This window comes from Novosphingobium sp. KACC 22771 (genome assembly GCF_028736195.1).
GTDB lineage: Bacteria > Pseudomonadota > Alphaproteobacteria > Sphingomonadales > Sphingomonadaceae > Novosphingobium.
In genome coordinates this window covers 343821-357541 of sequence record NZ_CP117881.1, presented here as the reverse complement: position 1 = coordinate 357541, position 13721 = coordinate 343821, and the positions used below count along the sequence as shown (strand labels likewise).

Genomic DNA, 13721 nt, shown 5'->3' with positions numbered 1-13721 from the left:
ACCCAAAAATTTGCGGTTTTTGAATCTCACCACCCCCGAGGCGTGTCAGGCTATTTCAGGCTGCCCGGGGCCATATGGTGCCATGAGGGGGGCCAGATGGCACCACCCTGAATCTGATGGCACCATGGCCCTCTGATTGCCCGGTCAGGTAGTTCCCGCACCAGCCGAGGAGCTTTGCCGCGGCGCTCAAGGAACTCCAGATCCGCAATCTTCGCCCTGCGGACAAGACCTATCAATGCACCGATGACCGGGGCCTCTATCTCGAAATCAATCCCAATGGATCGAAGCTGTGGCGCTACAAATATTGCCATATGGGCAAGCAGAAGTGTCTGGCGCTGGGACGCTATCCCGAGGTCGGCCTTGCCGACGCGAGGCGCAGAAGCGACGATGCCAGACGGAAACTGGAGGCCGGAAGCGATCCGCTAGCTGAGCGCAAGCATGACAAGCTGGTAGCTGCGTTCAAGGCGGCTAACAGCTTCGGCGATATTGCCAAGGAATATATCGACAAGATGGTGGCGGAGGGTTGCGCGGATACAACGACGACCAAGGCAAACTGGCTGCTGGAGCAACTGGAGCCGATTGCCGATCGCCCGCTGGCGGAATTGAAGCCGCTCGAAGTGCTGGGTGCGCTCAAGCGGCTTGAGGCCAAGGGCAAGCATGAAACCGCGCGGCGCTGCCGTTCGTTTGCCAGTCGGGTTTTTCGCTATGCGGTGGCGACCGGGCGCGGCGAAACCGATCCGACATCGATTCTGCGCGGCGCGCTGATTACGCCCAAGGCAAAGCATCAGGCGGCTATTCTGGAGCCTGTGCAGGTCGGCGAACTTTTGCGCGCCATCGACGCCTATTCCGGCCATACCGTCACCCGCATTGCGATGCAGATTGCCCCGCATGTGATGGTGCGTCCCGGTGAATTGCGACTGGCCGAATGGTCGGAATTCGATCTTGAGGAAGCCGTCTGGAAGGTTCCTGCGGAGCGAATGAAGATGCGTCTGCCCCATGAGGTTCCTCTGTCCCGACAGGTAATGGCTTATCTGTCTGAACTTTTGCCACTCACGGGACCAAAGGGCTTTGTATTTCCCGCCTTCCACACTTCGCGGCGACCTTTAAGCGAAAATACAATCAATCAGGCGTTTCGCCGGATGGGCTACGGGCCGGGTGAAGTGACGCCGCATGGACTACGTACCACCGCATCGACCCTGCTTAATGAAAGCGGGAAATGGAATCCTGATGCCATCGAACGCTCGCTTGCCCATGCAGACCCGAACACCATTCGCGGGATATATAACCGGGGCCGCTACTGGGATGAGCGCGTGGCAATGCACCAGTGGTGGAGCGATCATCTCGACCAACTGCGAGCTTCGAAAAGCAGCAAGCCTTCCCTGTCAGGGAAGGCTTGCGCATGAAGAAAGCAGTCGGTCCAGGGCTGGCTTCGCATGACCGGCTGGTCCGCCAAGGCCGGTCACGTGATTTGCCCACAGGCAGGTTATGACAGTCTCACGGCTGCATTGTCCCGGCGCTGGCGGCCTGCCAGCCCGCCGGGTCATGGATCCATTGATTGATGGTCGACTCATGCCAGCCGGTGCCGCGTGTACTGATCGGCACCTGCCGGGGAAAGGTGCCGTCCGCGATCTTGCGATAGACGGTCGAGCGCGACAGCCCCGTTCGGGCCAGAACGGTTTTCAGACGAATGATGCGTTCGTTGCTGGTCATTGGGCAGATCCTTTTTGCAAGACCTGCCCCCAAGAAGTCAGGAGCAGCATGGTGAGCGTGCAGGGTACGCTTCGTTGGGATGCGCCGCTGTCGCAAAGCATAGCGCCCATCATGTGCAGCCATGCTTGGTCGAGCCACCGCCGAACCAGACTTGATAAGGAAAGATTGGCGCCACGAGCACATCGCATCCACGCGATGGGCAGCGATCTGTCAGGACTGAAATTCATTCTGAACATGGGTAAGGCCTCCTTAGGGGGAAACCTTCGCCGGGGTCATGAAGCGCTGTTGAAGATACAGGTGCATGGCCTTCATTTCAAGCTCAGCATCCCGGCGCACAGCGCGATCCCGGGCCCCACAACACCTCGGGAGGGGCCGATCTTTCCGAGGTCGCATTCCCTTTCTCAACCAAAGGCCTGCAATGCCGGGTGGTACATGTATTACAAAAAAACGGTTTTCTTTCAGCTTGTTGGCACCATGCACCCTGAAGCTTGTGTGCACTGTACAACGCAGCACCGAAAATCCGTCCCACGCGCATTACAGCCTCAAGAGGCTGATTTTGATGCTGAAATTGGCAGCAGCACCCGTGCGTAGGGTCCATTACACTTACGCCCGCTTTGGGCGTGCGTCCGATCTTCCGCATGGGCCTGTCCCATGCGCCTGCAAAAAACTTTCAGGGGTGGGCAAACCACTGGCTTTATGGAATGATTCGTCGATGTCAGGGGCGGCGCCTTTGGGTGGCTTTGGCGATGACAAGGCCGATGACAAAGCCCCTCGGAGCAAATCCCCGCGTGTCCTGGGGATCGGAAGGCCATGCTGGAGCGAGGCACCCTTTTTGCCCCTGACCAATTCAGTTGCGCGGGCCATGCAAGATGTTGTTAGGATGAGGTGATGAAGACCGATCTCGATCATCTGCCGGCCCACAAGCAGCGCGAACTCGACCGCGTGGTGCAACTGCTGTTCGAGGAATTCGACGGTGCCCACGTGGAAGCGACCGGCAGGCGCAAAACGGGGAAGATCGTCAAGATTCTTCTATATGGTAGTCATGCGCGCGGCGGCTGGGTGGATGAACCTCATACCGCCAAAGGCTACCGTTCTGACTTCGACCTGCTGATCATCGTTAGCCAGAAGGAACTGGCTGACCGGGCCGCCTACTGGACCCGCGCGGATGAACGCCTGATCGAGGAGATGATCGCAGGGCGGTTGCGGACCCCGGTAAATTTCATCGTTCATTCGCTCCAGCAGGTGAATGACGGCCTCGCCCATGGGCGGTTCTTCTTCATGGACATCGCAAACGAAGGCATCGCGATCTACGAGTCTGATGACCGTGAGCTGGCAAGGCCGATGCCCAGAACACCGCAGGCCAATCTCGATATGGCACGGGAGTATTTTGAGGACTGGTTTCCAAGCTCAGCTGAGTTCTTTGACGACTTCCGCTCGAACCTCGACAAAGGGAGATACAAGAAGGCTGCATTTGAGCTGCATCAAGCCACTGAAAGATTGTACAATTGCCTGATGCTCGTTTGCACGGCGTACGCGCCACATAACCACAATATCATCTTCCTGCGCACCCAGGCCGAACGGCTGGACCTACGGCTGGTGGAGGCATGGCCCCGCGAATTGCGCAAGGACCGGGCCCTGTTCGAGAAGCTAAAAGACGCTTACGTCAAAGCGCGCTACTCCAAACATTACCGGGTCACCGCCGAGGAACTGGCATGGCTGGGGGAGCGGGTCGAGGTACTTGGCCGCATCGTTCACACCATCTGCACCGAACGTCTGACCGCGCTGGAAGCTGCTGTGAAGGGGTGATGGCCTGTTGGCCATCACCCCTTCAATCTGCTCCGCTTTCGCCCCCTACGCCCACGCCACGGGGCGATACGCAGCCTCTCAACACCCTTTCCGCGCCTGTCCTGCTTCCATGCTGGCCACCTTGCTGTCAGGGCTCCTCCAGCCCCTCGGTTAGCTTGCTCAGAGCCCGCGCCAGAGCGATTTCCACCTCCGCGACACTCACCGCCTCCCGCGCATAGAGTGGATGGCGCTATCTACATAAACACTCATATCGCCGGAAACGGTAGCACAGCGCTCTCCGTCTATCTAGTCTGGCACGTGAAGATCGGAGCAAGCTCACCATTCATCATTGATCGGTACGTCTGACCTGCCCGAGTTCTCCGTCAATTCGGCTACTTACAACGGCCGCTTACCACCATTCGCGTCTCGAAGGAGACGTTCCGGAGGGGCCACCCTCGATAGGCATTCGTGATCAAAAATCAGGTAGGACTAAGTAAGGAGAGATTCGGTAATTTTCGTCCGGACGCGTCCTGTCCATGCCGCGCACTAGCGAATCCAAAAGCGTGCAGCGCAAACGCTTCACTTCTTCCGTAGGAAATAGAATTTTAAATACGAATGCTTCCTCATAATAATACCGCATGAAACCCCTTGAAACAACCCAAAGCAGAACCTAGCATGAATGCGAGATGGATAATTTAGAACTCGAACCTCTTCTTTGAAATATTTTGGTGCCATATTTTGTGCCATAGAGAAAAATCAAATCGTTATTATTTTTTACTATCAATTAATTACTTATTTATTTCGAGTCCTCTCCTGGCACCATTTGCACTCCCGGCCAGCGGTCGGGAGGATAGACAAAACCCCTGAAATATGCCCACGTGTTGGTGGTCGTTCCGCTTTAGCCGCTAACGCTGCGCCTCATCCTGATGCGATCAAGCAACCGGCAGCGTCCCCACCCGAAGCGATTCACTTACTTTATTGGCTCGGCCAACAACTCCGCACGAGGGGACTGACATTTGTTCAAATGTACAGCGTGCGCCGAAGCCACCCTGGCAGCTAATTACGGATTTGCGATATTGCCTGGCAACAAGGGGTTTGAACCACCCGAGGCTATAGAAAGAAGCGGGGCGCCTATCAGACTCAGACAAAGGGCTTCGACGGGTTAACCCTTATATTTGTGCCTATTTTCCGCTCAGTCGTGCGTCTTGCAAAAGTGAGATTTCAGTTTCGGCCGAAACTAAATTTCCTTGCCCCGGCTTCTGACAATTGGCAAAGCCGCGACATGACCAGATATTCCAGACATCGACAGACCGGCTCCGGCTCTCCTGCGTTGTCGCTTCATCGTTTAGCGGTCGGATTAGCGCCGCTTTTGTTGACCGCCTGTGCTGGCCTGCCCTCAAGCGGACCAACGGTCAATCAGGTGCATAAAGAGGCCCGTTCAACGCAGCCCACGTTGCCGTTTGATCTGGTTCAGATTGATGGTTCAACGCCGGTCCAATCGCTGCCTGCGCAGGATCCAGGCCTCCAGACCATGGCCACACTAGCGCAAGCATCCCATCCCGATCGCGCGGATATGATCCGGCCCGGCGATACGTTGGGCATTTCAGTGTTCGAAGTCGGAGTGAGCCTTTTCGGGGGCGGGTCGATGTTGGTACCGGGCGGCGGGGCCGCACCGCGCACGCCCTCGGTTGCAACGCAGGCGCTTTCGATTGAAGTGCGCGAAGATGGCTTCATTGATATCCCCTATGTGGGCACCGTTCGTGCCGCTGGTGCTTATCCCGAAGAATTGGCTGCGGTTATCCGCCGTCGCCTCAAAACAATGTCGGAAAGTCCAGAGGTCAACGTCGCAATTACACAAACGTTGAAAAACGTTGTTTATGTCGGGGGCGCTATCGCCAAATCAGGGCGCTATCGCATTACTGCTGCGCATGAACGACTGCTTGACGCCATCACACTGGCCGGAGGTAGTCTGGTGGACCGCAACGAAATTGAGATCCATCTGCGCCGAGGCCAGAACGAGGTTGCGGTGCGTTTGAACCAGATCAATCCCGGCGACGTCGCCGACATTCCGCTTAATCCGGGCGACCGCATCGAACTAGTTCGCGTCCGGCCCAGCTATACGGTCTTTGGATCCAGCGACAAGATCAACCAGGTCTATTTCGAAGCGAAAGACATCAGTCTGGCTGAAGCCATCGCCCGCGTTACCGGGCCGTCGGACAACCGGGCCAATCCGCGCGGAGTGTTCCTTTGCCGCTATGAGCAAGGCGCCGACGGCAAGCCGAGGCCGGTGGTTTATCAGTTGAACATGATGAAGACGCAATCCTATTTCCTTGCGCAAAAATTCATGATGCGGGACAAGGATGTCATCTTATTTGCCAACTCGTCGGGCAGCATGACGCAGAAATTTGTAAATCTGCTGAGCAACCTGTTTAGCCCGGTGATGGCCGTGCGCTACGCAGCGCAATAGAGGGAAATTGAGCTTGCGGATCGGTATTGACGGGTTCAACCTGGCCATTCCTGATGGCACGGGCGTTGCAACCTATGGGGCCGCGATGGCCAAGGTTTTGAGCGCGAGCGGACACAACGTCGAGGGCGTATTCGGCATTGACCCCGGAACGATGCCGGATGCACGCGAATCTCTTTTCTTTGAACGCTTTGGCCAAGGTGACAAGCGCGGGCTGACCTATAAGCGGGCGATCAATGGGCTGGTACGGACCCCGGTAACAGGGCCGCGAATGGTGCCGGTGCATTTGACCGACCATGTCGACAAGCGAGGTTTTGGAACGCGCTGGCCCGCGTTTTCAGCTCTTTGGACCAGTCCACTTCTGTTTGAATTGGCCGAGGTGCGGTTTCAAGGGCTTGGCATGATGACCACGGTGCATATGCCCAATCCCCCGGCGGTTATGCACTGGACCTATCCTGTACCGGTGCGCATGGCAGGCAGCCGGAATGTTTACACGCTGCACGATCTGGTGCCGTTGAAGCTGCCGCATACGACGCGGGACAACAAAACATACTACCGCAATTTGATTTCGACCATCACGCGCAAGGCTGACCACATCGCCACTGTGTCAGAAGCCAGTCGCAATGACATCATCTCGATGTTTGATGTTGATCCCGATAGCGTCACCAATACATATCAATCCAGCCCCTTGCCCGACGCGATCAAGGCTTCGAGCGAGGAGCAGGATCACGCGATGATCAAGAGCCTGTTCGATCTGCCGCCTCGCGGGTTTTTCCTGTTTTTTGGCGCGGCCGATCCCAAGAAGAATCTTGGCCGCATCGTCGATGCTTATCTTGCCTCTAACACGCGCAAACCGCTGGTGATCGTATCATCACGCGATTGGGGCATGGCGGAGGCAACCGGTGCTTTGGGCGCAGGCGGAACAGTTTATGGTCGCAAGCCTGAGCAGCAAATCGTGCAATTGCGCTATCTGCCTCGCGATTTGCTTTTTCGTTTGGTTCGTTCGGCACGAGCGGTAATGTTTCCTTCCCTTTATGAAGGCTTTGGCTTGCCTGCCCTTGAAGCGATTCAGCTAGGTACGCCAGTACTTGGTTCAACCACCAGTTCGCTGCCGGAAGTAATCGGTGAAGGCGGCTTGTTGGTTGACCCCTATGACACCAGCGCGATGGCCAGCGCAATCCGTCGGATGGATGAGGATGATGCGCTTGTTGCTCAGTTGTCGGCGGCGGGGTTGGCGCAAGCGGAAAAGTTCAGCGACCAGGCCTTCTCTGAAAAATTGAACGGGATTTACCGAAAACTGGGCCTTTGAAATTTTTCTGCATTTTTAGAGATCAATTATGCAGAAATTGGGGATTTCGGCATGACGAAGGGGTTTAATTTGTACAATAAACTCAATCTTCTGAGCAAAATTAACTTTGCCCGTTCGGCCAATGAGCAGCGTGATCGCGGAAATTGGAATGCCGCAGCTGATCTTTACACCCAATTCCTTGATGCCGTTGGCAGAAACAAGCTGACCTTCGGCTACATCGTGCAATTGGGCAATTGCCTGAAGGAAGCTCGTCGCTATGATGAAGCCTTGGCAGCTTATGATGCTGCTCTGCAAATCAACGACCGTAATTCCGACCTCTATCTCCAGCGCGGCCACCTTTATAAGTTGATGGGCAACACCCCTGCATCAGCATGGGCCTATCAACAAGCTTTCAATCTGGATCCCACCAATCACCACGCCCAGCATGAAATCGAAATCAGCGGGGGCCGGGCAGTCGCAGGCGTCGATCTGGCCCAGAGTGGAAACTCCTTACGGACGATCTGGTTCGACGTCACCGATTTCATCGATTACGCGCGGCATAATGTAAGCCTGAGCGGTATTCAGCGTGTTTGCGGTAATTTGATGCTGAGCGTCGAAGAGATGCAGCTCCAAGGCTATCGGGTGGTTCCGGTGATGCCGGAATATGACACGGGTCGCTTTTTGGCTGTTCGCTACGACAGCTTCATTCAACTCGTCAAGCTGTTCCACCAACCCCATGTGCACCGCGATGAGGTGCTGCGCAACGTCAAAGCCATCGAAGGCCAGCGCTCGGTGGTGCATCCCTCGGCGGGGGACATCTTTATGATTGCCGGCGCGTTCTGGATCGTCAGCCGGTACGACAGGGTGGCGGAATTGCGGCGCCACGGCATGAAATTCGGATTGTTCATCCATGACCTGATTCAAATCAGGAACAAGGATTACGTGATGCCGGACGCTGTCGACCGGTTTAATATCCAGTTGTCTGACGCCTTGGAATTGTGCGATTTTGTGCTGACCAATTCGCGCTATGTCCGCGACGATGTCGAGCTCTACTTGCGCGAAACAAAGCAGCTTGATCTGCCTGTTCAGGATGTCCTTTTGCCAACAGAACTAGGCTTGGCACAAGCGTCTTCTTCAGCAGACCTTGACGACCCCAAACTGCAATTTGTGCTTGAACATGATTATGTTCTGGTTGTCTCGACAATCGAGGTCCGCAAAAATCACAAGCTGCTAATCCGCGTATGGGAACAATTGCGCGAAGAAATGGGCGATGCGGCCCCCTACCTTGTGTTTGTTGGCAAATGGGGTTGGCAGATTGACGAATTGCACCATTACATCGATGAACAAGGCTATGAAAATGACTGGCTTTTCATCTTTAACGGCATTTCCGATGTGACGATGGAAGCGCTGTATAAAAGCTCCATGTTCACCGTCTATCCCAGCTTTGCCGAAGGCTTTGGCCTGCCGATCGGCGAAAGCCTTGCCTATGGCAAACCATGCATCGCGTCCGCGACGACCGCCATGCCGGAAGTGGGCCGCGACTTCGTGCGCTATTTCGATCCGTTCGATTGGGAAACCGCTCTGCCTGTCATCCGCCAACCAATCATAGACCGCAACGATCTGCGCCAATGGCAGGAGCGGATCACCAACGATTTCAAACCGAAGCGGTGGAGCGATTTCTGTTCTGAATTCTACAGCGCCACGATTGCTTGCGCCGAGGCAAGGCCGGTTGACCCCGTAGCCTCACTGCCGCTGCTGCCCGCCTGCGAGTTGTTGATTGGCGGTAACTACGACGTCTTGGTAGCCGCAGCGGAAAAACGCCCCATCATCACTTTCCGCGCCGCACGCGCCCATAATTGGCATGCGTGCGACGACTGGGGGACCTGGAGTTCGGATCGACGCAGCGAGATCGCCTTTCGCACCCATCTGGCAGAAGGCGAAAAGGCTGACGTTTTTCTGAGGCTACACCGTCCGCCAAGCGGCGACTGCAATCCCATCGCCCTGATCGACGATGGCGCCGACACGGTCACGATCAGCCTGAGCCAGCATCCGACGTTTTATCGGTTGACCACAACCGTCAGAACCGGGGGCGAAATACGCCTGAAGCTTCTCGCACGCGGAAAATTTTCTAATGGTGACCGCCAACAATATATTGGATGGAGTGCTCTCACCTATTGCCGAACCAACAATAGTTTGGAAGAAAGCATAACCATGAAGCAAATAATTTTCTCGGCTTCTGGACGTTAAGAGGATTATAAAAATGGAGCGCAATGAGGTCATTCAGGGCTTACTTGATATGTACAGTGAACCCAGTTATCTTGAAATTGGCGTTTGTGAAGGATTTACCTTTCATAGTCTTAACGCAGCTCGCAAAGTTGCGGTCGATCCTGCATTCCGTTTTAATCTTGAAGAGGCGCAAGCCGATCCTGCCAATGCGAACGCAGCCTATCATCAGGTTCCCAGCGACGATTATTTTGCATCGCAGGCCGGAGCCAATGATATGTTTGACGTCATTTTCGTCGACGGCCTTCACACGTTCGACCAAACCTTGCGTGACTTGCTCAATGCCATCGCGCGCCTCAAGCCGGGCGGTGCCATCATCGTCGACGATGTGCGCCCATCTTCTTATCACGCCTCATTGCCAAGTATGGACGAATTCTTTCTCGTTCGCGCAGGACTCGGAGACGACTATCCCGCATGGATGGGAGATGTCTATCGGTTGGTATTCTTCATCCGTGATTATCTGGCATCGTTTAGCTATGCTACAGTTCAAGAAAACCACGGACAAACGGTCCTATGGCGTGCAACGCGCGCATTGACTCAGCAGCCTGCAGATGTTGCGACTGTGGCAGCCTTCGAATTTAAGGAAGTCCACCTTCAATCGGCGGCTTACAATTACCAGCCTTTCGTTGATATTAAGAAAAGAATCTCCGAAATAAATAAATGATATTATATAAAATTTATAATAATCGGATTTATTTGCGCCATGAACTTTGCAAATGATAGCACTGTAGAAATTATTTCGAGCTTCGTCACGGCGCAGATTTCCTATTGGATTGCCCGGAACCCCGGATACGCATATTCTGAACAAATTTTTCTGCAATTGAACGAGACAAGAAAAGACATCTTTGTCTATAAATTTTTTGATGGCGGCGTCGAACTTTTACCTAAGCCGGGAGTCGATTGGGATCAACCACTTGGCATGCACGTAAGAGCACCATGGTACTTGCATTTATTTCGTATGGTTCTGGCTGAGGGCAATTTTCTATTTGAGGGCACATTAGCCATGTCCCTCGAAGATCTTGCCGAAGAAAGCAAAGATTTTCCAATTTTTTCTTTTCAAAAGAAATTCGGTTCAAATTTGATACTTTTACCAGATATCGATACACTTCAGTTTAATTTCTATGAAGATGCGCAAGATGATACGCGGCAATACGATGATAAATCGTCGTCGGGTATTTTCATCGGCGCCACGACCGGAATGGCACATTCTGAGGAATCGGTCGCAGCGTTGGTTAGTCAGCGCCTTCGTTCCGGGGTGTTTTTCCGCGACAAACCAGAGGTAGAATTCCGTCTCCCCATGATTTGCCAATGCCTGACGCCCGAGGCACATCAGGCAATTGAAGCGCTTGGATTTGGCGTTGGCCCGGGCGACTGGGCCGAACAGTTTGAGCATAAATTCCTGCTGACTATGGATGGTAACGGCGCAACCTGTTCACGGGTGGTAATCGGTCTAAAAAGCAATTCCGTACCAATTAAATATCTTTCTCCTCATCAACTTTATTACTTCGATGCATTGCGACCATGGTACCATTATATTCCCGCTTATAAAGACGAAGATGTGTTAAATGTTATCCATGCGGAGCGTCAGCGTCCCGGAATGTTCCGTCATATTGCACGCCACGGCCAAAAGTTTTATGCCGACTTCCTCTCCAGGAAACCCACACTCGCATATACTGGCCAACTGCTGAACGCCTATTTTTCATGCTTTGCCAGAGAAGCGCGAACATTCTCTAAACTGAAACTGACCGCTATTGGTCATTTAGCAAATCTGGGCGATGTGACGTTTTCTGACGGTGAATGGATAGGTGCGCCGGGATCAGGCCGCGCCCTTGAAGGGTTCCAGATCGACGCGCCACCTCAAGTTGCTCTTAGGTACAGGATTGTTGATGAGACTGGCAAGCGAAGCCCATGGTCAGAAGCTTGCAGCTTTGTTGGCGAGCGCGGAGTGGCCTTGCGTTTGACCGGTTTTGCTATCGAAAGCAGTACTTCGGCTGAGTGCGTCTATTACGGTCACTTTCTAGATGGTCAGGAAATTGGGCCGGTGGCGAATGGCGCGCTCTGCCAGTCACCCACAAATGCTCCACTTGAAGCTATCCGCATCGAAATCGTTTGATAACGAAAAGGCTCGTCCCGCAAGCGAGCCTTTTCCTATCACATACTGTGCTCTTTGACGCCCGTCCAAAGCAGCCAGCCGATAGCATAGGCAAAGAACAGCCCGGCAAAGATCGAAGCGATGGTTTGCCAACGCTTGGGAAATTCCGACTTTACGGGCATATTGGGCTGGATAACGCGGATCAGGTACAATTGCTTGCGCCTGGCTTCGGCCTGTGCGGATTGCAGATGAACGGCTGCCTCCGCATAGACTTTGGCGATTTCGTCGCGCTGGATCACCAATTGCTCGTAGTCCGACAAACGGTTGGCGACGGAATGATCCGGGCCGGCAATTTTGCTGGATTGCCCGGCGATTTGCGCTTCCAAGGCCTGAACCTGGCGCGTCATGGCGCGGTATTGCGGACTGTCATGACTGATGACGCCCTCCATTGCCCGCAAGCGCGCCCGCGCATCAACGAGGTTGGTCGTCAGCCCGGTGACAAGCGTCAATTGCGCCCGCCCCGTGCTTTCCGGATCGACGTCTTCATGTGTCCGACGATAGCTCGTCAAACTGCTTTGGATGTCGGCCAATTGCTGACGCGCCTGGTTCAGTTCACGCTGAGATGAGGCAATATTGTCGTTATAAGTACGATCATTGATCGCATTGATCTGTTGTTCACCCATATCAATCAGCTGATGGGCGATACGATAGGAATCCTCAGGGCGAAAGCTGTGAACCGTCAAATGCAGAATACCGCTGGTTTCATCGCCTTGTACATCGACATGCCGACGATAGAAAGCGAGCAGACGCTCAGGCGTCGGGTGTGCGGGCCACAGCGCGCTTAGCAGGTCTGCCTCAGGGCGGCGAAACACATTCACAAGATCACCCTTGCGGCTCAATTGGGCAACGGCATCATGCGAGAGGAGGTATTCCTGCACCATCACGGCATCAGGCCCTGTCCCGCCTCCGCCAAGTGTAAAACCCAGCATCTGTCCCATGCTGCTGCTGCTGGCGACACTGTCGGCGCGGCGAACGATGAAATCGGCGCTCGATTCATACTGGTTGGCTGCAAACAGCCCCAGATAGAGAGCCGAAACCAGAGTCGGCAGAATGACGATAAGACAAAACGCCCGGTTCTCTCTTACGACCGCGCGTACCAACGCCCACAGACCGTCCTGCTTGCGCTCTTCGCCAGCTGGCACATTAGGGCGGATTAATCCATGCACGAACGAAGACTCCGTTTCATCGAAAAAAGGGGGCAAGCAGAACCGCCCGATTAAGGGACGTGAATTTCGCGCCGTATGCGCCGAATCTCTATCAATCCCCAAAATGTCATCGAAACCGCCACCGCGATGGCATATTCGCCATAAATCCATTTGTCTGACGCGGCCTGAAACTGACCATAGCGCGCCATTTCAAAAATGCTCATCAATGGATTCCACGCCATATAGGACCGCAGCGACGCGGGCAAAAACGACATGGAAAACATCGCACCGCTCAACGGACCGGCGAAATAGGTCGCCGGATGCACCAGCCGTTCTACCAGCGGGCTGCGGTAGGAGTAGGTTGCGACCAACAGGCTTAAAGCGAAAGTCGACCAGCCCAACAGCAACACAGCCCCGATCAAATAGATCGGCCGCGCAGGCAAAGAGGACAAACCTAAGGCCATTCCTATGCCTTGTAGCACCACCAGCGCCGAAATAGCCGCCAGAAAATCAATGATCGCCTGCGTAATCATCACGTCTAACGGCGAGATCATCCGATGGTAAAACAATGTCTCCGAGGCATGTAGTACACCATCGGCACGCGTGGTGGCCGAGCGAAAGATCATGAACAGACAATAGCCGGTCAGGATGAAAGTGAAAGGCGCGATGCCCCCTGTCTTTTCGCCATGCGTGGCTAATGTATGCAAAAGCGTGATAACCGAGGCGAGGAGAAAAGGCTCTCCTATGACCCATAGGTAGCCAATATTGTGCCGCCCATAACGCGCCTGCAAATCACGAACCAACAGCGCCTTGATAACAGCGGCCTGTACACTCAGCCCATCGAGCAGCACCGCCAGCGCGGAGCGTCGAACCGTGGTCATATTCTGAGCCATG

At 54.5% G+C, this 13721-nt stretch carries 10 protein-coding genes and 1 pseudogene; 8 read left to right on the top strand and 3 right to left on the bottom strand.

Annotation, left to right across the window (positions count from 1 at the left end; genetic code table 11):
• Positions 1–182: 182 nt before the first annotated feature.
• A pseudogene (locus tag PQ467_RS01635) lies at positions 183–1403 on the top strand (tyrosine-type recombinase/integrase); the annotation flags it as partial.
• A gap of 91 nt (positions 1404–1494) precedes the next feature.
• Here PQ467_RS01635 and PQ467_RS01630 read toward each other — a convergent pair.
• On the bottom strand, positions 1495–1710 hold the full coding sequence (locus PQ467_RS01630; RefSeq protein WP_274174832.1) for a helix-turn-helix transcriptional regulator: 216 nt from the start codon (positions 1708–1710) through the stop codon (positions 1495–1497).
• Positions 1711–1758: 48 nt separating this feature from the next.
• Between PQ467_RS01630 and PQ467_RS01625 the strand changes: the two genes are divergently transcribed.
• The 7 genes from PQ467_RS01625 (at position 1759) to PQ467_RS01595 (ending at position 11643) form a co-directional block, all read left to right on the top strand.
• Positions 1759–2301, top strand: coding sequence for a hypothetical protein (locus PQ467_RS01625; protein ID WP_274174831.1), 543 nt, complete (start codon positions 1759–1761; stop codon positions 2299–2301).
• 297 nt (positions 2302–2598) lie between these two features.
• The gene (locus tag PQ467_RS01620; protein WP_274174830.1) at positions 2599–3516 is read left to right on the top strand and encodes a nucleotidyltransferase and HEPN domain-containing protein; all 918 of its coding nucleotides are present in this window, start codon (positions 2599–2601) and stop codon (positions 3514–3516) included.
• 1261 nt (positions 3517–4777) lie between these two features.
• Entirely contained in the window at positions 4778–5962 is a 1185-nt protein-coding gene (locus tag PQ467_RS01615; RefSeq protein WP_274174829.1) for a polysaccharide biosynthesis/export family protein, read from the top strand.
• A 13-nt stretch (positions 5963–5975) separates the two neighbouring features.
• Positions 5976–7268, top strand: a complete 1293-nt coding sequence (locus tag PQ467_RS01610; RefSeq protein ID WP_274174828.1) for a glycosyltransferase family 4 protein — start codon at positions 5976–5978, stop codon at positions 7266–7268.
• 51 nt (positions 7269–7319) lie between these two features.
• Complete coding sequence (locus PQ467_RS01605; protein WP_274174827.1) at positions 7320–9494, top strand: glycosyltransferase family 4 protein; 2175 nt, start codon at positions 7320–7322, stop codon at positions 9492–9494.
• A 13-nt stretch (positions 9495–9507) separates the two neighbouring features.
• Entirely contained in the window at positions 9508–10194 is a 687-nt protein-coding gene (locus tag PQ467_RS01600) for a class I SAM-dependent methyltransferase (RefSeq protein ID WP_274174826.1), read from the top strand.
• A 39-nt stretch (positions 10195–10233) separates the two neighbouring features.
• On the top strand, positions 10234–11643 hold the full coding sequence (locus PQ467_RS01595) for a glycosyl transferase family 90 (protein ID WP_274174825.1): 1410 nt from the start codon (positions 10234–10236) through the stop codon (positions 11641–11643).
• A 38-nt stretch (positions 11644–11681) separates the two neighbouring features.
• Here the strand turns inward: PQ467_RS01595 and PQ467_RS01590 are convergent, their stop codons facing one another.
• Positions 11682–12884: a lipopolysaccharide biosynthesis protein gene (locus PQ467_RS01590; RefSeq protein ID WP_274174824.1), complete on the bottom strand. Its 1203-nt coding sequence runs from the start codon at positions 12882–12884 to the stop codon at positions 11682–11684.
• A 14-nt stretch (positions 12885–12898) separates the two neighbouring features.
• A complete protein-coding gene (locus tag PQ467_RS01585; protein ID WP_274174823.1) occupies positions 12899–13720 on the bottom strand; it encodes an ABC transporter permease in 822 nt (273 codons plus the stop codon).
• Between the last annotated feature and the right edge of the window lies 1 nt (position 13721).